Genomic DNA, 24,061 nt, shown 5'->3' with positions numbered 1-24,061 from the left:
ACAAAACCGGTTGATAGTACACTCCCCAGTAGCCTCCATCAGCCGCCACCCAGCACCCTGCCTAAACAAAAAAAGGCCGGAATCACAATTGGATCCGGCCTCCTTTAATATCAACTTCACTATTGAACTAAATCCGCCTCAAAGAATCTGTACCTTTCAACTGCTGAATTGAGGGGACACCAATCCCGAACATAGCTGCCCGCAGTTCAAATTCAATCCGCTGAAACTGCCCATCCAGCGCTTCTTCATCAGCCGCCGCTGCATATGGGAGTAGTGACCTGCCAAATCCGGCCATATCTGCCCCTAACGCAATCGCTTTTGCTGCCTCCACTCCATTTTTCATACCTCCGCTCGCAAATAATGCCACGTCCGGGTTGTCTCTTCTAATTTGCAACAAACTTTCAGAAGTTGGAATGCCCCAATCACGGAAGGATTCCGCAGCTTTTGCCCTTAGCGGATCTTTTGATCGGTACGCTTCGACCTGGATCCAGGATGTGCCCCCTGCGCCGGCCACATCGATGAAAGAAACCCCTGCGTCATACAACCGGCGAGCGGTAGCGCAGCTGATTCCCATTCCTACTTCTTTTACTCCGACAGGAACCGGAAGAGATTTTGCCACCTCTTCAATTTTAGGCAACAAGCCTTTAAAGTTCGTGTCACCTTCAGGCTGAAAAGCTTCCTGCAGGCTGTTGAGATGAAGAATGAGTGCATCCGCTTCTATGAGATCAACAGCACGCCGGCATTGTTCGATTCCATATCCGTAATTGAACTGTACCGCCCCGATGTTTGCAAGGATAGGGGTGGTCGGAGCGTGTTTGCGTACATCATAAGTATAGGCAGTCTGTTCCTTTTCAATGGCTGTCCTCATCGAACCGACTCCCATCGCCCATCCTCGATTTTCCGCTATTTTAGCAAGAGTCTCGTTGATTTTAGCCGCCGTCTCTGTTCCACCTGTCATCGAACTGATCAGAAACGGTGTTTTCAGTTGCTTATCAAAAAGGCGCGTGCTGAGATCAACCTCTCGAAAATCAATCTCAGGAAGGGCATTATGCTCGAACCTGAACAATTCAAAACCGGTGGTCATTACATCTGATTCCACTTCTTTCGTTAAGCAAATATCAATATGCTCCGTTTTTCTTCTCTCTGTGATACTGGGCTTTTCTTTGTCGGTCAAGCTAATCCCTCCCTCTGTTGCTGCTGCAGAATGGGTCCGAAAATCGAAAGCGATTGTACATCTGTAAAGAGATATTGGCAATTAACGACTAAACAACTTTAATCCATCCTACCCATCTTGGGCCAGAATTAATCCTTGTGCCATCACTCTCTATGGTTTTTTCAACAGGAAATAAAAAATGAACCATGCTATAGACGTATTCAACTGAAATCAGTTATAAATTACCTGCGTTTCGTCGAATGCAACACATTTCTATTCCGCATCTCCAAAAAATTCAAAACCTTGTTGTGACTATCTGCAGGGTATGATAAAATTAAAAATATTGCTTAACGTTCGTTTCAGGAGGTGGGACTCGTGCATACATTATTAATCACTTTACTTATCATTGTTTCAATTGCTCTTATCGTAGTTGTACTATTGCAATCAGGTAAAAGTGCAGGACTATCAGGTGCCATCTCAGGTGGTGCAGAGCAGCTATTCGGAAAACAGAAAGCGCGCGGACTCGATTTAGTGCTGCACCGCATTACTATTGTACTTTCCGTATTATTTTTCATTTTGACACTTGCTGTAACATACTTCGGTTTTTAATCAACAGAAACCCGGTCCAAACAGGCCGGGTTTTTTATTGTTGTAAAACGAGAAAAAATATACATAACAGGTTTCATTACTGGATTGTTTTGCCTGTATTTGCTTACAATAAAGGGTAGGTTATTGTTAATCAAACGTTTGATTAATAAACAATAAAGTGATATACGCTACAGAACGCATACCAACATGCAGTTTCTTATAAGTTCCGCCATTTACATATAGCAGTAAGATGCTATCACTGAATATATTTTCAAAAGGAGTCAGAACCATGAAAACTGTTTTGCCAAAACCATTTACATTTGAAGCCGGCCCCCGTGCTGTATTGCTTCTTCACGGGTTTACCGGAAATTCTGCCGATGTCCGCATGCTCGGCCGTTTCTTGGAGAAAAAAGGCTATTCTTCGCATGCTCCTCACTATAAAGGGCACGGTGTCCCACCGGAGGAACTTGTCCATACAGGGCCCGAAGACTGGTGGAAGGATGTCATGGACGGATATAACCATCTTAAGGAAAAAGGGTATGAGGAAATCGCCGTGGCCGGTCTGTCGCTCGGAGGGGTATTTTCACTGAAATTAGGTTACACTGTACCTGTAAAGGGTATTGTACCGATGTGTGCGCCAATGTACATAAAGAGTGAAGAAGTCATGTACAAAGGTGTTGTGGAGTACGCCAGGGAATTCAAGAAGTTTGAAGGAAAAGACCCGGCCACGATTGAAGAAGAAATAGAAGAGTTCAAGAAAACTCCGATGAATACACTGAAAGCACTTCAGGAATTGATAGCGGATGTACGGGACAACGTAGATATGATTTACAGCCCGACGTTTGTGGTACAAGCGCGGAATGACCACATGATAAATACAGATTCGGCCAATATTATTTATAACGCCGTCGAATCAGATAATAAAGAGATTAAATGGTATGAAGAATCCGGCCATGTCATCACGCTCGACAAAGAAAAAGAGCAACTGCACGAAGATGTGCATGCATTCCTCGAAGGCTTGGATTGGACTGTATAAATAACGATTTAGGAGGTATGAAAATGGATGATTCTATTCGCGAAAAAATAGACAAGCTCCTTTCTTATATGAAAGATGAAGCTTATAAGCCACTGACAGTACAAGAGCTGGAAGAGGCTTTTGGAATCGAGGGTTCTTCCAATTTTAAAGAGTTTGTGAAAGCTCTTGTCACAATGGAGGAAAAGGGACTTGTGGTCCGCACGCGCAGCAACCGCTATGGTTTGCCGGAGAAAATGAACCTTGTCCGCGGTAAACTGTCAGGGCATGCAAAAGGATTTGCATTCGTCCTTCCGGATGAGCCGGGGTTAGATGACATTTTTATTCCCCCGAATGAAACGAATAATGCGATGAACGGGGATATCGTCCTTGCACGAGTATCCTCTGAATCTTCCGGAAGCCGCAGGGAAGGGTCAATCGTGCGCATCTTGGAAAGAGGAGTTTCACAGGTAGTCGGAACCTATACTGAAAGCAAGCATTTCGGTTTTGTCATCCCTGATGATAAAAAGTTCTCTAGTGATATTTTTATCCCGAAGTCAGCGAACATGGGAGCGGTTGAAGGACATAAAGTCGTCGTCAAACTGACGTCCTACCCAGAAGGCCGCAAAAGTGCGGAAGGAGAAGTCATTGATATCCTGGGCCATAAAAATGATCCCGGTGTTGATATCCTTTCCGTTATCCACAAGCATGGAATCACGGTGGAGTTCCCGGATGAAGTGATGGAGCAGGCAAACAGCGTCCCTGATGAAATTGATCCGTCCGAACTTGAGAACCGCAGGGACTTGCGCGGCGAAACAATTGTCACGATTGACGGCGCAGATGCCAAGGACCTTGATGATGCAGTAACCGTTAAACAACTGGATAACGGTAACTACAAGCTTGGTGTTTATATTGCGGATGTCAGCTATTATGTGGAGGAAAATTCTCCAATCGATCAGGAAGCGTTTGAGAGAGGAACGTCGGTTTATTTGGTAGACCGGGTCATTCCGATGATCCCCCACCGTCTATCTAACGGGATCTGTTCACTGAATCCGAAAGTGGACCGCCTGACTCTTGGGTGTGAGATGGAAATCAATGCTCAAGGTGAAGTCGTGAAGCATGAAATCTTCCAGAGTGTCATCAAGACGACTGAACGGATGACTTACTCAGATGTGAATAAGATTCTTGTGGATAAAGATGAGAAACTTCGCGAACATTACGAGCCGATCGTGCCAATGTTTGAAAAAATGGAAGAGCTTGCGAAAATTCTGAGAGAAAAGCGTATGAACCGCGGAGCCATTGACTTTGATTTTAAAGAATCAAAGGTCCTCGTGGATGAGGAAGGCAAGCCGACGGATGTTGTGCTGAGAACACGTTCCGTAGCGGAGCGCCTCATTGAGGAATTCATGCTCGTAGCGAATGAAACAGTAGCAGAGCATTTTCACTGGATGGATGTCCCATTCATTTATCGTATTCACGAAGATCCAAAAGAAGAGAAACTGCAAAAATTCTTCGAGTTCATCACAAACTTTGGATTATTCGTCAGAGGAACAGCCAACTCTGTTCATCCGCGTGCATTGCAGGAAATCATTGAAGCGGTTGAAGGGAAACCGGAAGAAATGGTTGTTTCCACGGTCATGCTCCGTTCCATGCAGCAGGCGAAATACTATGCGGAAAGCCTTGGTCACTTTGGTCTTTCCACACAATACTATACACATTTCACATCCCCGATCCGCCGTTATCCTGACTTGATCGTTCATCGCCTCATCAGGACATACCTGATAGAAGGCAAACTGGATGAAAGCACAAGGGCTAAATGGGCGGCCCAGATGGATGAAATCGCTGAGCATACATCAAGCCGAGAGAGACGTGCAGTGGATGCTGAACGTGAAACAGATGAACTGAAGAAAGCAGAGTACATGCTTGATAAAGTTGGAGAAGAATATGAAGGAATCATCTCTTCTGTTACGAATTTCGGTATGTTCGTCGAACTTTCCAACACAATCGAAGGCCTTGTTCATGTCAGCTACATGACGGATGACTACTACCGCTTTGACGAAAGATCAATGGCGATGATTGGCGAACGGACAGCAAACGTATTCCGTATCGGTGACGAAATCACCATCCGTGTAGTGAACGTCAATAAAGACGAACGGGCGATTGACTTTGAAATTGTCGGAATGAAGAACAACCAAAGACCGCGTGAAGAGAGACCCAGACCGACAGTTGTAAGAACCAAACAAAAGGACGGGAAAGGCGCACCGAAAGATAACAAAAAAGAATCAGGTGAATGGTCGACTCGTCCGCCAAAGAATAAGAAGAAAAAAGGCAGCAAGAAATTCGATAATGCGCCTAGAAGCAAAAGAAAACCTAAAAAGCGTAAATAAGCAAATGAAGGAGAAAAGAGGCTCTCTTTTCTCCTTTGCTTTAAACTAGTATAATGAACTATACTAATGTAAAACGGGCGGATATAAAGAACAAACCGCCATCGGTAAAGAAAGAGGGGGAACCGTAATGCCAAAGGGTGAAGGAAAGTTAATCGCACAGAACAAAAAAGCGAGACATGATTTTACCATCGAAGAAACGTACGAAGCCGGGCTCGTCCTGCAAGGAACGGAAATCAAGGCAATCAGGGCCGGACGTGTAAACCTGAAAGACTCTTTTGCAAGAATCCAGCAAGGTGAGGTATTTGTCCACAATATGCATATCAGTCCTTATGAACAGGGGAACCGTTACAATCACGAGCCGCTCAGAACTCGTAAGCTGCTGCTGCACAAGAAACAAATTGCCAAACTGATTGGTGAAACAAAAGAAGCAGGGTATTCTCTCGTGCCGTTGAAGCTGTATATTAAAAATGGAGTCGCCAAGCTTTTGATTGGTCTTGCAAAAGGTAAAAAGAAATTCGATAAGCGTGAAGACTTGAAACGTAAAGATGCAAACCGGACCATACAGCGCGAACTTGCACAAAGGCAGAAAGGTAATTACTGATTAACGTAATTTACCATAAGCCTATTCATTGCAAATCACGGCAGATTTGTTATAATAATAGTTGTCGCGAGGTAATCACGCGGCATTAAGGACAACTGAATAAGTGACTGAGCTTAACTTATTCTGCCCGTTCTTCCCTTTAAGGTTGTTTTGCGAATAGCAAAATTAACCATTCTATCATGGGGACGTTACGGATTCGACAGGGATAGTTCGAGCTTGAGTTGCGAGCCGTGGGGATCGTCCACGATAAAACGTCAACGCCAATAATAACTGGCAAATCTAACAACAACTTCGCTTTAGCAGCGTAAGCTAGCTTAGCGGTTCCTCCCTCCATCGCCCATGTGGTAGGGTAAGGGACTCACTCTTAGTGGGCTACGCCGGATTCCACCGTCTGAGGATGAAGGAAGAGATTAATCAGGCTAGCTGCACGGACGCCCGTCGATAGGCAGAAGTAGCAGCGAACTCGCGAATATATCGACTACGCTCGTAGATGCTTAAGTGGCGATATGTCTGGACGAGGGTTCGACTCCCTCCGTCTCCACCAAATACATATTTGGTGGTTTTTTATTTGAGATAAAAGTCTACTGATGTAAGTTCATATCACTTTTAAGCACCTGCAGATGAAAATCTCCAGGTGCTTTTTATCGTTAATTGCCCTGTTGCTAATAACAGTTATATCCGATGTTAAACACTGCCTTTCATGGAGTATGCGGCGAATATAGAACAAATGTACCGGTGAATGAGGCAGAAGGATTCGGGAATTAGGTTAGTACTAACTAATGCCTTCGATTTTATGAAAAATCGAAGGTATTTTATGTTCCGGTGAACTAGAGCATATCATCCAGGCTTCAAGGTGGGATATATAGAAAGACAAACGACGAATTTATTTTCTTTGAATAATGTCTTGGCGGTCAGGGTATTTACAAGTAGTCGTCATTTATCGAAATCATTTTTGTTCAAGGAGGTTAAGTATGACTGAATATAAGGAACAAAGTATTTCCCTTACCGGGGCAGTTGGATTGGGGACCGGAGTAATGATCAGTGCAGGTATATTTGCACTGCTCGGCCAAGTGGCTGAGTTAGCCGGAACTTGGTTTCCTGTTATATTCGTGGTGGGTGCAATTGTTACAGGTTTCAGTGCCTATTCCTATGTGAAAATGAGTCAGCAGTTCCCATCAGCGGGCGGTATAGGAATGTTTCTAATGAAAGCTTATGGAAAAGGAACAATTACTGCGTCTGCAGCTCTTCTGATGGCCTTTTCGATGGTTATTAACCAAAGTCTTGTAGCCAGAACGTTCGGAACCTATACACTACAGCTGTTTGGGGGAAGGCAGGCTGACTGGATTGTAGCGCTTTTGGGTGTAGGATTGTTAATTTTCTCCTTCCTGGTGAATATTTCGGGAAACAAATTTATTCAAAGCTTCACTTCAATAGCCTCTTTATTGAAAATAGTTGGGTTAACGACCATATCCGTAGCTGGAATTTGGGTTGCCGACTCTATGTTTGCTCCTGTAGAGTCTGAAGGTGGTCCTTCTCCGCAAATACCTATGGAAAACTATATTGCTGCTGTAGCTTTAACGATCCTGGCTTTTAAAGGGTTTACCACGATCACTAACAGCGGTGCAGAAATAACAAAGCCAAAGAAAAATGTTGGAAGAGCCATTGCGATATCCATCTCTATAAGTCTGGCCGTATATGTGTTATTGTCCTGGGCTGTATTCACCAATCTATCGATAACTGAAATTATTAAGGCAAAAGACTATGCACTGGCCGAAGCTGCAAGACCAGCGTTTGGTGATGCAGGGGTTTGGGTTACGGTAATCATTGCTATTATTGCCACCATTTCAGGGATCATTGCATCCGTTTTTGCAGTCTCCCGGATGTTGGCTATGCTTAGCGAAATGAAACTTATCCCTCATAAACACTTTGGCATGCCGGGAACCATTCAAAAGCATACACTTGTATATACGGTTGTATTCGCATTAGTGTTGACAGTTTCTTTTGATTTGTCAAGGATTGCTTCCATGGGGGCTATTCTCTATCTCATAATGGATATGATGATACACTGGGGAGTCTTTAAACATCTTAGAAAAAAGGTAAATGCAAATCCAGTAATCGTTATGGGAGCTCTCATATTTGATGGAATAGTTCTTGCTGCCTTTCTTATGGTGAAAATCAAAACTGACCTTTTGGTTGTTTTTGTCTCATTAGTGTTAATAGTTGTAACCTTTTTAGGAGAAAAACTCTTTTTAAAGAAGATAGCTAACAAGTCGGAGGGTTAAAAAATCCCTTATACGATATGAAACTAGCGAAGGATTCCTCCTTCGCTAGTTTTGTTGATGTTATTTATCTTAATAATATTCAAGAGGGCTGCTCCTTCCAGGAAACATTCAACCACTTAATGCCAAACCTAAAACAAAAGCTGGCATCGGGTAAAAGCGCACGTCTTTTTTCCAGCAAAAGATATTTGTTAAAAAATACTCCTTTTTTAAAGTCCTCCATATGGTATGATTTATATGGTAATTCTATAGGAGGCAATTACATGTTGGATATTAATCAAATAGAATCTTTTGACCCAACGTCCTTTAAGAAACATATGGACTTTCCTTCATGCCCCTTAGAGGGTCACTTTGAGCAAATGATTCAGATATTGAAAGAAGAAGGCGGAAATCATTTAACGCACTTAGCCTTTTTAAAAGATAAAGAAGTTTTCTGGACGAAGGACCAATCGGTTTTTATCGTATATAGACAGATTGCAAACAAATTGATTGTACTGGGAGATCCCATTGGCAATAAAGAAAATATAAAGGATTCGATTAAGGAATTCTGTGAATATAGCCAAAATAAAGGGTTAAAACCCGTCTTCTATCAGATCAGTTCGAGGTATATGTCTCATTATCATGAATCAGGTTACAGATTCATCAAGCTTGGGGAGGAAGGGCTGGTGGACCTTGAAAGGTTTACTTTGTCGGGTAAACACAACTCGAATCTCCGAAACAGGATGAATAATTTTGAAAAGAATGGCTTCACATTCGAAGTAGTTCATCCCCCATTTGATCACGAATTGCTTAGGAAAATTACCCATGTATCAAATTCATGGCTTGGAAATCAGAAAGAAAAGGAATTCTCGGTTGCATCTTTCCGGGAAGATTATGTCTCCAGGTTTCCGATAGCTGTTTTGTGGGATGCTGAAGGCAAGCTTATCGCCTTTTCAACACTTGCCCCCAATTATAAAGGCAGCATCAGCATCGATTTGATGAGAAGGGTTTCGGACAGCCCTCCGGGAACAATGGCTGTATTGTTCATCCATATTTTCAACTGGGCAAAGACACAAGGCTATCAGTCCTGCAGCCTGGGAATGTCGCCGCTTTCCAATGTCGGAAACTCCAGTCATTCCCTTACCAGCGAAAAAATCATCAGGCTCGCCTATCTCTATGGAAATTCTTTGTATAACTTCCGTGGATTAAAGGAGTTTAAAGATAAGTTTTCAACCAGCTGGGAGCCAAAGTATCTGGCCTACAAGAAAACGACTCTACCCATTGCATTCGTCCAGCTCTTTCTGCTGATCAACGGCAAGCCGCGTGTAAAGTTCCTTCCGGAGAGACGATAAGGAGTTTTTCTTTTGACACCTTTCACTGAAAATGTAGTAGAAATTATTAAAAGCATTCCTCCCGGACGTGTGATGACGTATGGACAGATTGCAGGATTGGCCGGGAGTCCCCGTGCCGCCCGCCAAGTGGTGAGAATTCTTCATTCCATGAGCCGTAAACACCAACTACCCTGGCACCGTGTGATCAATGCCAGGGGGCAGATCGCTCTCCAGGAAGAGGAAGCCATCCAGGAACAGAGGCTGAATCTAGAAATGGAAGGCGTAGAAGTCGGTCTTCATGGGGAGATCAATCTGAAAAAATACCGGTGGGATCCCGATGGTTAGACATTTTCTTACTAAAAGAAAGTGTCTTTTTTTTATATTACTAAATGGATAAATATGCTAAAATAAATCAAAAACTTATTAATGAATTGAGGAGCAGGAATGAATACTGTCTGGTCAGTTGGTGTTACGTTACTTGTCATTATTGGGGCTGTATTAGTAGGGAAGCAGATTAAGAAATTATCCTCCGGGGAAAAAGAGGAGCTAAAGACTGAACTGAAAAATCCATTGGTTCTCATAGCAGGGTTAATTCCTTTGGGTGGACTGCTCGTCTATGTTTCCTTTGCGTTTCAGTCGATTACACTGAGAGTGATTGCCTTCATTCTGATTGGGGCAGGCCTGATTATTGAGGGTGCTATGCTTTCAAAGCAAACATCAAAAGGATCAATCCTGGTGGTGCTTGGAGCTGCCACTGTTATTGTTACAGGTTTCATTGTAACAAAATCGTTCTGGTAAGCCAGCGAAAAGAAATGGTTGTAACGTTCCGCCATAAGTACTTCTTCCTTATGGTTCAATGGTTTTTGGATTGGTGCATAAACCGTTATAATGGAGACAAGTATTTATGAAAGGAAGATGATAATGGAGGGCTTCTTGAACATAGTGTTTGGGTATGTCATTTTAGCGGTTCCTGCTTTGATCATAGTGTTATTGTTTATGCGAAAGTCCAAGATGGATCTGGAGAATTTTGATGAAAGTAAATATCAAATCCTTGATCATGATGATGAAAAGTAGAGATTGTTACTGGAAATAATTTTATTCCTTGCCGAGGGTGAATAGCTTCTTTTCTTTTTAGCTGACTATGATAATTTTTGTGGATTCTGCCCATATATTTGGGACTTACTATTAAAAAGCGACAAAGTATTAGAAAAGCACTTTAAAAAAAGAATGTCAGGTGTCCGCTAATATGCAGGTGCTGTCGTAAATAGGCCAAAAAACCATCCAGAAGAGCAGCTGGATGGTTTTTTGGGCTTCAAAATAAAAAAGATATCGGTGAATACTTTGAAAAAACATATTGAAGTTTACGTTAACGTTAATGATAAAATATAATTATCAAAAAATTCAGAAACAGGATGATCTCAATGAACTATACGATATCACAGCTTGCAGAAGAATTTGGTTTGACAACGAGAACCATCAGATATTATGAAGAACTGGATCTCTTGAATCCTGGCCGGAGTGACAATAGCAGAAGAGTGTATTCCAAAAAAGAATATGCCCGCCTTAAATTGATTGTCCGGGGAAAACGGTTCGGGTTTTCGTTAGAAGAGATCAAGGAAATGATCCACCTCTTTGACCGCGATCGCAGCGGTAAAGCACAGCTGGAGAGAACTATCGAGTATGGCAATCAGAAGATTGAGGAAGTGAGCGACCGGATTAAAGAGCTTGAAACGATGAAACAGGATTTAGAAAATCTTCGTGATGATTTTGCAAGAAGACTTGAGCATATGGAGAGAGAAGAAAATAAAAGCGAGGTAATTCGATGAAAAAAATTAAAAACTTTTACTTGGAAGATCCTCATTTTATCAACCTTCTGAACAGTTCCTTGGATAAAGAAATGAGGGAATGGGCGCACAATGAGCTGATAGAATTCGGGCGGATGTGTGCCGGGGAGATTGACGAACGTGCTGTCCATACTGACCGGGAAGGCCAGCCGCGGTTGATTAAATATGACCGTTTCGGGGAGGAAATTTCAGAAATCTGGGTGAATGAAGGGTACAAACAAACGGTTAAAGATACGTATAATAAAGGGATTGTCGGCTATATCCATAAAGAGATACCTGAACTTGGACGGAAAGGAAATTATCTATATTCTTATGCGCAGGGGTATCTGCTCTCACAGTCAGAACCAGGCTTCTACTGTCCAGTCACCCTGACAATGGCTACGGCTTATCTCCTGAAGCACTACGCCAGTGATGAAGTCAAAGACCGTTTTCTTCCTCATGTCCTTTCCACTGGAGAGGTTGAACTCTATGAAGGAGCCACTTTCTTGACGGAGCGGCAGGGAGGCTCGGACGTAGGAGCCAATGATACCAAAGCGGTTAAGACCGGTGAATCCTATCGTCTTTATGGAGAGAAATACTTTGCTTCCAATTCAGGGATGTGCGGAGTCACGATGGTTCTCGGCAGGATGGAAGGGGCGAAAACAGGTACAAAGGGGCTTAGTTTGTTTGCTGTTCCGTGGAGGAAAGAGAATGGCAAGTTGAACGGCATTAAAATTAGAAGACTGAAAGACAAACTGGGTGTCCGGGCCGTTCCATCCGCTGAGGTCGAATTTGATGGGGCAGAAGCATTTCTCGTAGGAGAACCTTCAAGGGGCATTCATTATATGATGGAGGCGCTCAACCTTTCGAGAGTCTGCAACGCCATTGCCTCGATCGGCATCATGAGGCGGGCCTATATGGAAGCGAGGAATTATGCTTTTCACAGGGAGGCATTCGGAAAGAAACTTGCGGAATACCCTATGGTGAAAGAAACGTTGACACATTTAGCTGTCAAACAGGAAATCGAAACGAGTGCCGTCTTCTCTCTTGTTGAACTGTTTGATAAAGTGATGTCCCATCAACACCCTGTGTCGGAAAAAGAAATAGTATTAAACAGGCTCCTCATTGCTCTGTTAAAAAAAGAAACGGCAGAACAGGCTATTCATTTCTCGCATGAGGCGATTGAAATGCATGGCGGAAACGGATTCATAGAAGATTTTGTCCTCCCAAGGCTTTTAAGAGATGCCCAGGTCCTGACGGTTTGGGAAGGCACAGCCAATATTCTGGGCCTTGAAATCCTGCGGTTGATGAGCAGGCATAATGCGCACAAGCTGTTCATTGAGGAAATGAGGAAGAAGCTGAACAGTGTGTCCGCGTCTTTAGATTCCCTAAAAAGACCTGTCATTGAAGGACTGAATGAGCTGGAAGAACTGACAGAGTATGTCGCCGCTTCAGCTGAAAACGTACAAACCTTCCATGCAAAAAAGATCGGTGACCGGATGACAGCCATCTATGAGAGCTGGATCAGCTTAAAAGAAGCGTCAGAGGGTGGTGAAAGAGAGCGGGCGAAAGCAGAGATTTTTATTGAAAAAACATGGACCCCGCATCTTCTGGATAAAGAGATGAAGGCTGTCACCTATTTTAACGTGATCTGCGGCCAGCAGCTGACTTCAGTGAAATAAAACAACCCCACACCGGTAACATGGTGTGGGGTATTGAATATATGGAGGAATCTGATTGCTCATTTCAAGATTTTCTTATCAAAGCAATTGCTTGTTTTTATTAACCTGCTTTCTCAGCAAGCACGGTCTCTTTTAACTGATTATACTTCCAGTAGAAAAGAGCGGTTGCCGAAATGGAAATGATTCCAAACATAAGTGTCATGTGCTGTAATCCCATAAGGTCGAGGAACAGCCCAGTCATAAGCAGCACGATTTGGAAGATTAGTCTGTCCAGCATGTTTCGGAACGAGAAAAACCTCCCGTGAAATTCTTTCGGGACACGTGTTTGAAAAATCGTAGCTGCAGTTGGGAAAAAGCACCCGACAGCAAATCCGAAAATGGCAAAGGCAGATACAGCCAATACGGTGTGATCAGCAAAGAACAACATCATTTGTGCAATTCCCATGACAAATGAGAATAGGAAAAGTATTAGATAAGGAGACCTCCCCCCGCTGATTTGTTTTACGAAGAAAGCCCCAAGCATAAAGGCAATCCCCTCAGCCGTATAAATCCATCCCTTGATGGCCGAGCTGTCCTGAAGTTCACTGATATTGATGACCAGCAGGTTGAAGCCGCCAAGAAATAACATAGGAATAAGTGTCATAATCAGCGTCATCATGACAATCGGAAGCCCCTTGATCACAGGGAAAACGTCCTTGAAACCACCCGACTTGGCTTTTCCTTTTTGGATCGTCCCTTCATCAGGCTCATCCAGCTGTAGTAAAAACGTCAGGAAAAACAGCGTCAAATAGGCAACAAGGGAAAGGAAATACAGCATGGTTAATGACATGACGACCAAAAGGACACCTGCCAAAGCCGTTCCAAGTATCCTGGAAAGGGTCGCCACATTCATATGCACACCGTTTAGCTGAAGCAATTCTTTTTCTTTCACAACCATTGGAATCGCCGCCTGCAAAGCAGGAAAGTAGAATGCCGCTGATACTTGAATGCAGATCATGAAGACGACCATCCACATAACGGAACCTGTGTAAATCGCGGCAAACATGAACAGCACGGAGACCGCCCGCCCGAATCCGGAGACAAGCATGACTTTTTTCTTATCAGCCTGGTCCGTCACTCTGCCGGCCAAGGGACCCAGGAGAAGACCGGCCAACAAGCCGACGGCTAAGATCAATGATTTTAAAAAGTCGGAAGGAACCTTTTCCTGCATGAATTCAAGGTTTCCGATAATCCCAAGCCATAATCCGAGACCGGCAACAAACTCCCCCATTAAAATGATCCATACATTTTTATTTTTCCACATATAATAAACCTCGCATAATTGAAATATATTTCGCCTTTCTAAATATACTACAGCTGCCAAGTGTTCGGTACCTTTTTTCTTATATAAATTATGGAAGAGGTTTTAGAGTGGCTCTGTCTCCTGAGAACGCAGTTTTCGTATATATTGTTGCTCTCGGAAAAATCCAAAGAGCCGGATTTTTCCCTTGGAGACAAGGGCTTTTTTCTCTGAACAAGGTGAATTAGCTCTTTTCTCCCTTGTTTATCAGGCTATTTCTGGTTAATTAAGTAGATATTTTTTAAAGTTTGTATTAAATAGCAACAAAGTTTCCGAAAAGAGCCTCTGAGAATGACGGATAAGAGGACAAATTACAGCCGTTCATGCAGGATTCAATTGAAAGATGTCGAATTGTCATATTATGGAGGTGATAGGATGGAGCAGGTTACAAAGAAATGGATTTGCTCTAAATGCAGGAAAGAGATTTTGGATGAGATAGAATTCAGAGACAATGGGGGCGTATGCGATGATTGTTACAGCATCCCTGTTATGAAAAGAGTCGGTCGTATTAGAAGATAATAAAGACACGGAAGGAATTTGGCAGTGGCAGTTCGTAATGATGAATTTAAAAAAAGATGAGTGTGAGATTCTTGAAACAACCTGGAATCCACACTCTTTTTTTAGTGCATTATCATGCTCTGCCAATAACAGCCATACTCCTTCAAAACAGAAAATGCTGCCTGCATAACGCAGACAGCACCGAATACCATGTGATGGGTCAAAATAAGAGTGGGAGTTATTTTCTTTTGCCCAACAACCCGCCAATGATCTCTGTTCCACCGGTTCCAGCAGACCCGGAACCGGAAGAGCCACCCGAGGTTCCAGTATCCGAAGAAGACCCAGAGTCGGAAGAGCCGCCCGAGGTGCCAGTATCCGAAGAAGATCCGGAATCAGAAGAACCGCCCGAAGTCCCTGTATCCGAGGTAGATCCAGAGTCGGAAGAGCTGCCAGTGGCACCCGAGGAGTCTGTCCCTGTAGAAGTCCCGGAGTCGTCGGTTGCGCCAGAAGTTTCCGTACCTGTAGAATCACCGCTGCCACTGGAGGTATTCTCTGAATCGGTTGAAGAACCGGAATCATTCGCATTGCCGCCTGCTGTTTCGCCTGTCCCCGATCCTGTCTCAGATGAACTGTTAACAGATCCTGAACTTGTATCAGAATTTGTTTCATTATTTGAACCCGTGCCCATTTCGGTATCTTGCGTTCCTGTACTTGATGAGGAATTGGCTGCTGCCTTTCCATATGTACCGCTTACCGGTGAAATGCTATCGCTTGATGCTGTTTTGGCAGAAGAGGAGCTCTTGTACTTGTCATAGGCCTCTTTACTGATTTCCAATTTAAATTGGTGCAGCTTTGATTCCCATGACTGCTGGTACTTATCAACCTTATAGGAAACAAATTTTTTGACTAAGCCTTGTATGTTCTCTTTAAAATTTTGAAAGTTACCCATGCCTGGATTGCCGATGGAGTAATGGGCTTCCAAAAGGTCTTTCATCGTTTTCCAATCTTGTGATGTAGAAGTCGAAGGTGAGGAATAGGATTGCTTGCCGCTTGCATCGTCTTTTTCATTAACGGAGTATCTTTCATTAGAGGAAATAGTGCTGGAATTTTGTTGTGGGTTGTCGTTGGTGTAGTTTCCGTTGCTATTTCTGGTGTACGCTGTTTGTTGTTTCTGGTAATAGTCATAGGGTGTAACAGATTTACTATTACTTACTTGCATTATTTCATCTCCTTCCTAAGTTTATTATAATTCGGAAAGATGAAATTGGGAATATAATAATGGTTCATATTACCTGAAAAATTTGATGTGTTTGTGGTTGGAGTCGCAAAGTTGGTTGTTTTAGGTCTTTATACCTTGTCAAAACATAAAAAGAGCGCAAAACCTTATGAGATAAAGGGTTCGCACTCTTTTTTACGTCCCAGGCAAGATTTGAACTTGCGACCTACAGCTTAGGAGGCTGTTGCTCTATCCAGCTGAGCTACTGGGACACAGGATATAATTATAAATGGTTTCGGCCTCAAGGTCAATTGATAGGATTTCATTTAGATATGCTTAAAGGAGGAATTTTAAAAAGTCATAGATTTACAGGACAAACATAGGCTATAATTAAAGCGAAATGATTACGATTAACAGGAGGGACACCATGAGTACAATGTGGTCTTGGAGCCGGGACCTTGTCGGAGTTTTGCTTTTTATCCTATTTATTGGTCTGTTTTTGGCCGGTGAAAGGCTGACCCAATTCCTTCCGGATATTATGCTGAACTCCAGCTTTGCCAATATGACGACCATTTTTCTAAGTATCCTGCTTGAGGCCGTCCCTTTCATATTGATTGGTGTTTTTGCCTCTGCCGTCATCCAGGTATTTGTGTCAGAAAATATGCTTCAAAAACTTGTCCCGAAGCGGTATCCGTATCTAGCGCTTTTGCCGGCAGCATTTGTCGGGGCCCTTCTGCCAATATGTGAATGTGCAATTGTGCCAGTGGCGAGAAGATTGATTAAGAAAGGAATCCCAACCCACTTGGCTATCGTCATTATGGTGACGGCACCTATTCTCAATCCGATCGTACTGGCTTCTACATACTATGCTTTTCAAAACAACCTGACAATCGTGGCGGGACGAATGGGAATTGCTCTAATTGCGGCATTGATTATAGGTGCTCTCCTCTACAGGCTGTATGGAAAAAAAGATTCATTGCGTATGGAGAAGGAGGAAGGACACCACCAACATCACCACCATCATGGGTCTAATAGATTGATGGAAACAATTGTACATGCAAGCGATGAGTTTTTTGATATGGGGAAATTTCTAATTATCGGTGCTCTTATAGCGGCTGCATTTCAAACTTTCTTGGATAGGGAGATTTTGCATACCATCGGTTCCAATGACATTATTGGACCGGCAGTCATGATGTCTTTTGCATATGTCGTGTCCCTATGTTCAGAAGCAGACGCCTTCGTTGCTTCCTCTTTTGGTTCGATTTTCACTTCGGGGTCTCTTCTTGCTTTTCTGGTTTATGGACCAATGATTGATTTTAAAAATACCCTGCTGATGCTGGCATATTTCAAGAAACGCTTCGTCCTGCTGTTTATAGGTGTGGTCACCCTTGTTGTATATGTCTGTACACTACTGTTTCAAATTCTAATAGGATAAGAGAGGTGTCAACCTTGAGGACGGTTCAATTTCACACATATCTGCGGGGAATCATCTTGATTGGCTATGCTCTGCTGATTCTGAAACTATTTCTTACCTTTGATATGGTCAATTTTGTTGCCGAAAAGATGCATGGATATATGTATTTTGCTTTAGGCGTTTTTATCTTTCTGGGTGTTGTTCAAATTATTAGAGGGACATCATCCGCCAAGCACAGTACTTCTTGCGGCTGTGAGGGGCATGAACTTCCTCGTGGTTTCTTAAAGTCAGCCTTGGTGTACAGCTTGTTCGTCATTCCTGTTATTTTGGGCTTCCTGCTTCCGGATAACCTGCTGGACAGTTCCGTCGCCTCCAAAAGAGGAGTGAATATGGGCAGCGGTATGTATACAGCCCCCCCGTCAACAGGAAAAAAGGCAGCAGTCAACGAAGAAGCAAACCCTATACAAGAAAAGGCAGAACCAGAAGTTCACCTTGGAAATTATGAAGAGTTTCCGGTTGAAAAGGATTTCGATAAATTAAAGGAAATTGTTTCTTCCAAGGAAAAAATCTATGTGAGAGATGAACAATTCATTCAAACACTCAGTATCATAGACGAAAACCTTGACGTGTTTATCGGAAAGGAAATTCAGTTAACAGGCTTTATTTATAAAGATGAAAGCTTTGTCGAAAATCAGGCAGTCATATCACGCTTCACTGTCACTTGCTGTGTGGCAGATGCGGGCGTCTACGGACTTTTGACCGAAGACAATCAGCTGGCATCACTTGAACCTGACACCTGGGTGAATGTCAGTGGAATCGTCAACAAGGTCGACTTCAATGGCTACATGATGCCTGTCATTACCAATCCCGTCTTTGAAGTGATTGAGGCTCCCGAAAATCCTTATGTGGAAGAATTCTATATAAAAATAGAGTAGTATAAGTAGCATCGGTGGAGAGGAATCGCCGGTGTTATTTTTTTCAGAGCTTTATTTGAGGTATTTAAATAATTTCAAAGGCCTCCTCTGTTTTCTGCAGATATAGAGCTATTTGAAGAGCATGCGCTAATTTAAAAACAGGAATCAGTAATTCTTAAATCATCTCTTCTTTACGTTTTCCTAGAATTATAAAACATCTATTGTTGACTCAACTCCAACTCCAACAGAGCCAAACTCCGCTAGGATTTATAGGTAGAAATCACCAAGGGGATTCCTGATAATCGTCAATTAGGCTGGGAGGAGTGGAAAGGATTCAGAAATTGTTTTATTAGTAGTGCATCGGGTAAATAAATTAATGCACATACTATTAAGTGTTTAAGTAAATGTTGTAAGAGAAATGTCGAAAAGTTAATGACTCAAATGCTTTACATACTGTAGGGGGGTATAGTAAGATAGCGGTGAGGGAGGTGGCGCAATGGTATCGAACCCGGAAGAACTGGTTGAAATCGATTCATGTTGCTCATCAGATGAAGACAGAAAAAGCCATCATCCAGATAAAGTGAAAAGTAATCTGGTCACCAGGCTGAATCGGATAGAAGGACAGATCCGCGGAATCAAAAGGCTGATTGAAAATGATACGTACTGTGATGATGTCATTACCCAGATATCGGCTACACAGTCTGCCATGAACAGCGTTGCCAAAATCCTGCTAGAAGGACATATGAAATCATGTGTTCTTGAAAGAATACAGGAAGGCGATACAGAAGTATTGGACGAAGTGCTTGTCACTATACAAAAATTAATGAAAAAATAAGGAGATGTTAAGCATGGAAAACGTTACACTAAATGTTACTGGAATGTCTTGTGGTCACTGCGTTAAAGCAGTTGAAGGAAGTGTTGGGGAACTGAATGGAGTTCAGTCCGTAAAAGTTAACTTGGATGCAGGAAAAGTCGATGTATCCTATGATGAAAGCAAAGTGACGTTGGATACCATTAAAGAAACGATAGACGATCAAGGGTATGACGTTCAATAATTTTTGAAACGTGCCGGAAGTGGCACGTTTCTTTCGCAAAATAATATACCCTATATGGGTATGGGGAGGGATATCATGAGCGAAAATACTAAAGATATTAATTACCAAGTGACAGGGATGACTTGTGCTGCCTGTGCCTCCAGAATTGAAAAAGGATTAAAAAAGATGGAGGGGGTCAGTGATGCAAATGTCAATTTTGCTTTGGAAAAGGCCTCAGTTAAATTTGACCCCACGGTTACCGCTCCGCAGAATCTGCAGGAGAAGATTAAAGATCTTGGATACGACGTTGTTAACGAAAAAGCTGAGTTTGAAATCACAGGTATGACGTGTGCCGCCTGTGCGACCCGAATTGAAAAAGGCCTTAACAAAACCGATGGGGTCTCAAAGGCAAACGTCAATCTCGCCTTGGAAAAAGCTACCATTGAATATAATCCTGCTCTGGTTACGCCTTCCGACCTTATAAAAAGAGTCGATAAGCTGGGTTATGGAGCCAGGGAAACTGCTGAGAAGAATAATGAAGATAGGGCAGACTACAGGGAAAAAGAGATTCAAAATCAGCAGGGGAAATTTCTCTTTTCCGCCATACTGTCATTACCACTCCTCTGGGCGATGGTCAGTCACTTTGAGTTCACTTCATTCATCTATCTGCCTGATATGCTGATGAATCCGTGGGTACAGTTTGCATTGGCAACACCGGTGCAATTCGTTGTCGGCAAGCAATTCTATGTCGGAGCTTATAAAGCATTGAAAAATAAGAGTGCCAATATGGATGTACTGGTTGCCTTAGGAACTTCCGCAGCGTATTTTTACAGTTTATTCTTATCGATACAGTCAATCGGAGCAAACCAAGGAATGACGGAGCTCTATTTTGAAACGAGTGCCATATTAATCACATTGATTATCCTTGGTAAGTTGTTTGAAGCGCGAGCAAAAGGAAGATCCTCTGAAGCGATTAAAAAGCTGATGGGGCTGCAGGCGAAAACCGCAACCGTACTGAGAGACGGGGAAGAAACCGAAATTCCGCTGGAAGAAGTGACAGTCGGAGACGTTGTATTTGTAAAGCCGGGCGAAAAAGTACCGGTTGACGGCGAAGTCCTTGAAGGCCGTTCTGCACTCGATGAATCCATGCTCACTGGTGAAAGTGTTCCTGTTGACAAGACGGTTGGAGATGAAGTCATCGGGTCCACTATTAACAAAAATGGGTTCCTCAAGATCAAAGCAACAAAGGTTGGAAGAGATACTGCGCTTGCTCAAATTATTAAGGTGGTAGAAGAAGCCCAAGGGTCAAAAGCTCCGATACAAAGGATGGCAGACCGGATATCCGGCATTTTTGTTCCGATAGTGGTTGGCTTGGCGATTATCACCTTTCTAATTTGGTTTATCTGGATCACCCCAGGAGATTTTGCAGAAAGCTTGGAAAAACTGATAGCTGTCCTTGTTATAGCATGTCCATGTGCGTTGGGGCTGGCAACGCCTACCTCCATCATGGCAGGCTCCGGCCGTTCAGCAGAATTTGGGATTCTCTTTAAGGGAGGAGAACACCTTGAAACGGCGCATAGCATTTCTACGGTTGTGCTGGATAAGACAGGTACAGTCACCAACGGTAAACCCGTTTTGACTGATGTAATTCTTCATGAAAACATAAATGAATCAGACTTTTTGAAATTGGTTGGTGCTGCCGAACGACCTTCTGAACATCCATTGGCTGTTTCCATTGTCGAAGGAATCAGAGAGAAAGGAATTGACATAACGTCGGATGCAGAATTTGAGGCGATTCCGGGATTCGGGGTTTCGGCAACGGTTAATGGACGCAAAGTGCTAATCGGTACAAAAAAACTGATGGATCGTGAGAGTGTGACAGTGGAAGAGGCTGTCCTGCAAACGAAAAATGAACTTGAAAGTGAAGGGAAAACAGCGATGCTGGTATCGATAGATGGTGAATATGCAGGATTAATCGCTGTGGCTGATACGATTAAAGACACTTCCAAAGAAGCGGTCAATCGCTTGAAAGAGATGGGGCTTCAAGTCATTATGATGACAGGCGATAACCGCCAGACAGCCGAGGCAATAGCCAAAGAAGCGGGTATCGAGAATGTCATCGCGGAAGTGCTGCCTGATGGCAAGGCGGATGAAGTGAAGAAGCTACAGGCTGAAGGCAAGAAAGTGGCGATGGTCGGTGATGGTATCAATGATGCTCCCGCATTGGCGGTTGCAGATATTGGAATGGCAATAGGCACAGGTACGGATGTGGCTATGGAAGCAGCAGATATCACTCTGATTCGGGGAGACCTGAATAGTATCGCGGATGCCATCTTCATGAGTAAGAAAACCATCAGAAACATCAAACAAAATTTGTTCTGGGCATTTGCCTATAACACATTGGGCATCCCGGTTGCTGCCGTAGGACTGCTTGCCCCTTGGCTGGCGGGAGCCGCCATGGCGTTCAGTTCCGTTTCTGTTGTGTTGAATGCACTAAGGCTGCAAAGAGTAAAGCTGTAGGAGGTAGATAAGATGAAGAAGTGGGTTATTGCTGCAGTCGCTTACCTGTTGCTGGTCGTTGCGGGCTATACGGTGTATGCTCAATTTAATGAGACCAATATTGATACTCATGAATCTGATCATGCTGCCTCCGTTCAGGCAGACGCTCAGATTCATTAGGATGGCACACAAGCAGACTTCTGCTTGTGTGCTTTTTTTATATTATTTTTTCGTGTAGTTCAAGTCCCAAGTGATACCATAAGGATCTTTAACTTTAGCGAATTTAGCTCCCCAGAATGTATCCTGAAGCTCCATATGTATTGTACTTTTGGCAGTCAGCCGGTCGTATACTTTTTGAATGTCCTCTTCACTTTCAAACTCAAGGACAAGTGAAATGTTGCTTCCTGCTTCGACTTCGCTTCCCGGAAAAGTGTCAGAGACCATCAACAACAGGTCGCCTTTGACAAATCGGGCATGCATTAATTTATCATCGATTTCCGGTGGTGTCGGATAATCCGCTGCCCCGAAAGTTTGAGCCTGGGCGATCTCACCTTCAAATATTTCTTTATAATACTCCAGTGCTTCCTTTGCATTGCCGTTAAACGTAAGATAAGGTATTGCCTGTTTCATCCTCAACACTCCTTTTATAAGGTTCTATCAATAGTATAGCCAAAAGAGTTCGGAAAAACAAGAACGTTTGTTCTGTATATGTGCTTTTTCCTGAAGGCTCTTTTTAAAACTTTGTTGCTATTTACTATTAAGTTCAAGAGATATGGCCAGAAATCACAGAAAATATCTTAGTCAGCAAGAAAGAAAAGAGCTATTCACCTTATTCAGAGAGAAAAGCCCTTGTACCCAAGGGAAAAATCCGGCCCTTTGGATTTTTCCGATAGCAACAATCTATACGAAAACAGCTTTCCTAAAAGAGAAATTTTAAAAGAGATAAACGTTTTGTCGATGATGCAGGAAAATCAGCTGGGGAAGTGGAATTTAACGCTTGAAAGGAGTGATGTAATGATAATCAAACCACGTATTATCCCTCTGGAACTTTTGCAGCTGCAAGCACTGGATGAAAGGCTGGCTGAAACCCATATTGCTAAGAAGCTGGTCTATGAGGCACTTGGCCGGAGAATGGCTGGCTATAAAGGAGAAGTAAGCTTGAATTACCCCCTTAGCTATTTATCTTCGAAAGATTTTTTCATCCTTCATAACGTCCGTCTCTTCGATGGTACCCACTACTTTCAAATTGATACCCTTATCGTAACAGTGAAGTTCATTCTTATAGTAGAGACCAAAAATATGACAGGGGTATTGTATTTTGACACAGAGTTCAATCAACTCATCAGGACGAACGAAAAAGGAGAAGAAGGCTTTTCGGATCCATTGCTTCAAGTAAAGCGCCATAAAATTCAATTAAGAAAATGGCTTGCAACCCTCAAATTGTCTCACCTTCCAATTGAATCGTTAGTAGTCAGCAGTAATACCCGCACTATTCTTCAATCTTCCTCAGATACTGTCCATAAAAAGGTTATCCACAGTGGACAACTTCCATTTCAAATTGATGCACTTCAGGAAAAATATCAACGGAAACATCTCCAAAAGGAAGAGGCAATGGACCTGGCTAACGAAATTGTTAAACACCATATACCGCTGCAAGTGGATGTACTAAAGAAATTCGGAATTAAACCTGATGAATTGATCAAGGGTGTGAAGTGTCCGCATTGTGAGTATTTACCTTGTAAACGAGCATATGGGAAGTGGATATGCGAGAAATGTGGAGGCGAATCCAAGGATGCACATATTGCAGCCTTGAGGGATTATGCGTTGCTGGTGGGGACTGAGGTTACGAACGGGGAAGTGCGAAGGTTTTTAGGAATGAAATCAAGTTCAGCTGTTAACAAAATCTTATCCAAAATGAATTTGCCTTCAAGAGGTGAGAAAAGGTGGAGGATATACTCGCTAGAAAAATTTTAAAAAACCAATTTGTAAGGCTGGCTGATAGAACAAGCCAAATGGTTGATAAAGAAGCGAAACTGGTTGATAGAGCCTTCAAACTGGTTGATAGAAAGGGAAAAGTGATTGATAGAACCGGAAAACCGGATGATAGAGCTAAGTTACTCTTTTTAAATTCACCGTTCTCCGCTCAAAGGTTAGAACCCCCGGCATAGCCGGGGGGATCAAACTAAAATGGAAGTAAAGGGTGGGCTGGCTGATAGAACAAGATAAGTGGTTGATATAGAAGCGAAACTGGTTGATAGACTCCACAAACTGATTGATAGAAAGGGAAAAGTGATTAATAGAACCGGAAAACC

At 42.9% G+C, this 24,061-nt stretch carries 24 protein-coding genes, 1 tRNA gene and 1 other RNA gene; 21 read left to right on the top strand and 5 right to left on the bottom strand.

Going from position 1 to position 24,061, the window contains the following annotated elements; all coding sequences use genetic code 11:
* Nucleotides 1–127 precede the first annotated feature (127 nt).
* The gene (gene fni, locus V1502_RS17820; protein ID WP_409251938.1) at nucleotides 128–1,174 is read right to left on the bottom strand and encodes a type 2 isopentenyl-diphosphate Delta-isomerase; all 1,047 of its coding nucleotides are present in this window, start codon (nucleotides 1,172–1,174) and stop codon (nucleotides 128–130) included.
* Nucleotides 1,175–1,528: 354 nt separating this feature from the next.
* Between fni and secG the strand changes: the two genes are divergently transcribed.
* The 12 genes from secG to V1502_RS17760 all read left to right on the top strand — a co-directional run bounded on the left by secG (nucleotide 1,529) and on the right by V1502_RS17760 (nucleotide 12,835).
* On the top strand, nucleotides 1,529–1,762 hold the full coding sequence (secG, locus tag V1502_RS17815; protein ID WP_409251937.1) for a preprotein translocase subunit SecG: 234 nt from the start codon (nucleotides 1,529–1,531) through the stop codon (nucleotides 1,760–1,762).
* A 268-nt stretch (nucleotides 1,763–2,030) separates the two neighbouring features.
* Nucleotides 2,031–2,777, top strand: a complete 747-nt coding sequence (locus tag V1502_RS17810) for an alpha/beta hydrolase (RefSeq protein WP_409251936.1) — start codon at nucleotides 2,031–2,033, stop codon at nucleotides 2,775–2,777.
* Nucleotides 2,778–2,800: 23 nt separating this feature from the next.
* The gene (gene rnr, locus V1502_RS17805; protein WP_409251935.1) at nucleotides 2,801–5,140 is read left to right on the top strand and encodes a ribonuclease R; all 2,340 of its coding nucleotides are present in this window, start codon (nucleotides 2,801–2,803) and stop codon (nucleotides 5,138–5,140) included.
* A gap of 127 nt (nucleotides 5,141–5,267) precedes the next feature.
* On the top strand, nucleotides 5,268–5,741 hold the full coding sequence (smpB, locus tag V1502_RS17800; protein WP_409251934.1) for an SsrA-binding protein SmpB: 474 nt from the start codon (nucleotides 5,268–5,270) through the stop codon (nucleotides 5,739–5,741).
* A 181-nt stretch (nucleotides 5,742–5,922) separates the two neighbouring features.
* Nucleotides 5,923–6,285: a transfer-messenger RNA gene (gene ssrA, locus V1502_RS17795) on the top strand.
* Nucleotides 6,286–6,712: 427 nt separating this feature from the next.
* Nucleotides 6,713–8,023 carry an APC family permease gene (locus V1502_RS17790; RefSeq protein ID WP_409251933.1) on the top strand — a complete coding sequence of 437 codons (1,311 nt, stop codon included), beginning with the start codon at nucleotides 6,713–6,715 and terminating at the stop codon, nucleotides 8,021–8,023.
* A gap of 260 nt (nucleotides 8,024–8,283) precedes the next feature.
* On the top strand, nucleotides 8,284–9,351 hold the full coding sequence (locus V1502_RS17785; RefSeq protein ID WP_409251932.1) for a phosphatidylglycerol lysyltransferase domain-containing protein: 1,068 nt from the start codon (nucleotides 8,284–8,286) through the stop codon (nucleotides 9,349–9,351).
* Nucleotides 9,352–9,363: 12 nt separating this feature from the next.
* Entirely contained in the window at nucleotides 9,364–9,675 is a 312-nt protein-coding gene (locus tag V1502_RS17780) for an MGMT family protein (protein WP_409251931.1), read from the top strand.
* 99 nt (nucleotides 9,676–9,774) lie between these two features.
* Complete coding sequence (locus V1502_RS17775) at nucleotides 9,775–10,128, top strand: hypothetical protein (RefSeq protein ID WP_409251930.1); 354 nt, start codon at nucleotides 9,775–9,777, stop codon at nucleotides 10,126–10,128.
* A gap of 135 nt (nucleotides 10,129–10,263) precedes the next feature.
* A complete protein-coding gene (locus V1502_RS17770; RefSeq protein ID WP_409251929.1) occupies nucleotides 10,264–10,404 on the top strand; it encodes a hypothetical protein in 141 nt (46 codons plus the stop codon).
* 338 nt (nucleotides 10,405–10,742) lie between these two features.
* Nucleotides 10,743–11,156, top strand: a complete 414-nt coding sequence (locus V1502_RS17765) for a MerR family transcriptional regulator (RefSeq protein ID WP_409251928.1) — start codon at nucleotides 10,743–10,745, stop codon at nucleotides 11,154–11,156.
* Nucleotides 11,153–12,835, top strand: a complete 1,683-nt coding sequence (locus tag V1502_RS17760) for an acyl-CoA dehydrogenase family protein (protein WP_409251927.1) — start codon at nucleotides 11,153–11,155, stop codon at nucleotides 12,833–12,835. The genes V1502_RS17765 and V1502_RS17760 overlap by 4 nt, the downstream gene beginning before the upstream one ends.
* Before the next feature lie 100 nt (nucleotides 12,836–12,935).
* Here the strand turns inward: V1502_RS17760 and V1502_RS17755 are convergent, their stop codons facing one another.
* Complete coding sequence (locus V1502_RS17755) at nucleotides 12,936–14,138, bottom strand: MFS transporter (RefSeq protein WP_409251926.1); 1,203 nt, start codon at nucleotides 14,136–14,138, stop codon at nucleotides 12,936–12,938.
* Between the two features lie 411 nt (nucleotides 14,139–14,549).
* On the opposite strand from V1502_RS17755, the gene V1502_RS17750 reads away from it, so the two are divergent.
* Nucleotides 14,550–14,693 carry a hypothetical protein gene (locus V1502_RS17750; protein ID WP_409251925.1) on the top strand — a complete coding sequence of 48 codons (144 nt, stop codon included), beginning with the start codon at nucleotides 14,550–14,552 and terminating at the stop codon, nucleotides 14,691–14,693.
* A 217-nt stretch (nucleotides 14,694–14,910) separates the two neighbouring features.
* On the opposite strand, the gene V1502_RS17745 is transcribed toward V1502_RS17750, so the two are convergent.
* Nucleotides 14,911–15,891, bottom strand: coding sequence for a hypothetical protein (locus V1502_RS17745; RefSeq protein WP_409251924.1), 981 nt, complete (start codon nucleotides 15,889–15,891; stop codon nucleotides 14,911–14,913).
* Between the two features lie 195 nt (nucleotides 15,892–16,086).
* Nucleotides 16,087–16,160, bottom strand: a tRNA-Arg gene (locus V1502_RS17740).
* Nucleotides 16,161–16,315: 155 nt separating this feature from the next.
* Here V1502_RS17740 and V1502_RS17735 point away from each other — a divergent pair.
* The 6 genes from V1502_RS17735 (at nucleotide 16,316) to V1502_RS17710 (ending at nucleotide 21,929) form a co-directional block, all read left to right on the top strand.
* Entirely contained in the window at nucleotides 16,316–17,323 is a 1,008-nt protein-coding gene (locus tag V1502_RS17735) for a permease (protein ID WP_409251923.1), read from the top strand.
* Between the two features lie 14 nt (nucleotides 17,324–17,337).
* Nucleotides 17,338–18,237 (top strand): TIGR03943 family putative permease subunit, encoded by a 900-nt coding sequence (locus tag V1502_RS17730; RefSeq protein WP_409251922.1) that lies wholly within the window; start codon nucleotides 17,338–17,340, stop codon nucleotides 18,235–18,237.
* 475 nt (nucleotides 18,238–18,712) lie between these two features.
* Nucleotides 18,713–19,051: a metal-sensitive transcriptional regulator gene (locus tag V1502_RS17725; RefSeq protein WP_409251921.1), complete on the top strand. Its 339-nt coding sequence runs from the start codon at nucleotides 18,713–18,715 to the stop codon at nucleotides 19,049–19,051.
* Nucleotides 19,052–19,064: 13 nt separating this feature from the next.
* Complete coding sequence (gene copZ / locus V1502_RS17720) at nucleotides 19,065–19,271, top strand: copper chaperone CopZ (protein ID WP_409251920.1); 207 nt, start codon at nucleotides 19,065–19,067, stop codon at nucleotides 19,269–19,271.
* Between the two features lie 75 nt (nucleotides 19,272–19,346).
* Nucleotides 19,347–21,770 carry a heavy metal translocating P-type ATPase gene (locus V1502_RS17715; RefSeq protein WP_409251919.1) on the top strand — a complete coding sequence of 808 codons (2,424 nt, stop codon included), beginning with the start codon at nucleotides 19,347–19,349 and terminating at the stop codon, nucleotides 21,768–21,770.
* A 12-nt stretch (nucleotides 21,771–21,782) separates the two neighbouring features.
* A complete protein-coding gene (locus tag V1502_RS17710; RefSeq protein ID WP_409251918.1) occupies nucleotides 21,783–21,929 on the top strand; it encodes a hypothetical protein in 147 nt (48 codons plus the stop codon).
* 42 nt (nucleotides 21,930–21,971) lie between these two features.
* On the opposite strand, the gene V1502_RS17705 is transcribed toward V1502_RS17710, so the two are convergent.
* A complete protein-coding gene (locus V1502_RS17705) occupies nucleotides 21,972–22,379 on the bottom strand; it encodes a VOC family protein (RefSeq protein WP_409251917.1) in 408 nt (135 codons plus the stop codon).
* A 384-nt stretch (nucleotides 22,380–22,763) separates the two neighbouring features.
* Here V1502_RS17705 and V1502_RS17700 point away from each other — a divergent pair, with 384 nt between their 5' ends.
* Together V1502_RS17700 and V1502_RS17695 are read left to right on the top strand one after the other, a co-directional pair.
* The gene (locus V1502_RS17700) at nucleotides 22,764–23,723 is read left to right on the top strand and encodes a nuclease-related domain-containing protein (RefSeq protein ID WP_409251916.1); all 960 of its coding nucleotides are present in this window, start codon (nucleotides 22,764–22,766) and stop codon (nucleotides 23,721–23,723) included.
* A complete protein-coding gene (locus V1502_RS17695; protein ID WP_409251915.1) occupies nucleotides 23,693–23,917 on the top strand; it encodes a hypothetical protein in 225 nt (74 codons plus the stop codon). Before V1502_RS17700 ends, V1502_RS17695 begins: the two co-directional genes overlap by 31 nt.
* Nucleotides 23,918–24,061: the final 144 nt, after the last annotated feature.

The sequence above is a fragment of the Rossellomorea sedimentorum genome (genome assembly GCF_046237645.1).
Classification (GTDB): domain Bacteria; phylum Bacillota; class Bacilli; order Bacillales; family Bacillaceae_B; genus Rossellomorea; species Rossellomorea sedimentorum.
Note: the sequence above shows the minus strand (reverse complement) of the source record. Positions and strands in the feature narration are given on the sequence as shown.

Excerpts from the sequence above, each read along its gene's own strand:
- V1502_RS17810 (WP_409251936.1), top strand. The coding sequence starts at position 2,031 with ATGAAAACTGTTTTGCCAAAACCATTTACATTTGAAGCCGGCCCCCGT.
- rnr (WP_409251935.1), top strand. The coding sequence starts at position 2,801 with ATGGATGATTCTATTCGCGAAAAAATAGACAAGCTCCTTTCTTATATG.
- smpB (WP_409251934.1), top strand. The coding sequence starts at position 5,268 with ATGCCAAAGGGTGAAGGAAAGTTAATCGCACAGAACAAAAAAGCGAGA.
- V1502_RS17790 (WP_409251933.1), top strand. The coding sequence starts at position 6,713 with ATGACTGAATATAAGGAACAAAGTATTTCCCTTACCGGGGCAGTTGGA.
- V1502_RS17785 (WP_409251932.1), top strand. The coding sequence starts at position 8,284 with ATGTTGGATATTAATCAAATAGAATCTTTTGACCCAACGTCCTTTAAG.
- V1502_RS17775 (WP_409251930.1), top strand. The coding sequence starts at position 9,775 with ATGAATACTGTCTGGTCAGTTGGTGTTACGTTACTTGTCATTATTGGG.
- V1502_RS17765 (WP_409251928.1), top strand. The coding sequence starts at position 10,743 with ATGATCTCAATGAACTATACGATATCACAGCTTGCAGAAGAATTTGGT.
- V1502_RS17760 (WP_409251927.1), top strand. The coding sequence starts at position 11,153 with ATGAAAAAAATTAAAAACTTTTACTTGGAAGATCCTCATTTTATCAAC.
- V1502_RS17755 (WP_409251926.1), bottom strand. The coding sequence starts at position 14,138 with ATGTGGAAAAATAAAAATGTATGGATCATTTTAATGGGGGAGTTTGTT.
- V1502_RS17750 (WP_409251925.1), top strand. The coding sequence starts at position 14,550 with ATGGAGCAGGTTACAAAGAAATGGATTTGCTCTAAATGCAGGAAAGAG.
- V1502_RS17745 (WP_409251924.1), bottom strand. The coding sequence starts at position 15,891 with ATGCAAGTAAGTAATAGTAAATCTGTTACACCCTATGACTATTACCAG.
- V1502_RS17735 (WP_409251923.1), top strand. The coding sequence starts at position 16,316 with ATGAGTACAATGTGGTCTTGGAGCCGGGACCTTGTCGGAGTTTTGCTT.
- V1502_RS17725 (WP_409251921.1), top strand. The coding sequence starts at position 18,713 with ATGGTATCGAACCCGGAAGAACTGGTTGAAATCGATTCATGTTGCTCA.
- copZ (WP_409251920.1), top strand. The coding sequence starts at position 19,065 with ATGGAAAACGTTACACTAAATGTTACTGGAATGTCTTGTGGTCACTGC.
- V1502_RS17715 (WP_409251919.1), top strand. The coding sequence starts at position 19,347 with ATGAGCGAAAATACTAAAGATATTAATTACCAAGTGACAGGGATGACT.
- V1502_RS17710 (WP_409251918.1), top strand. The coding sequence starts at position 21,783 with ATGAAGAAGTGGGTTATTGCTGCAGTCGCTTACCTGTTGCTGGTCGTT.
- V1502_RS17705 (WP_409251917.1), bottom strand. The coding sequence starts at position 22,379 with ATGAAACAGGCAATACCTTATCTTACGTTTAACGGCAATGCAAAGGAA.
- V1502_RS17700 (WP_409251916.1), top strand. The coding sequence starts at position 22,764 with ATGATAATCAAACCACGTATTATCCCTCTGGAACTTTTGCAGCTGCAA.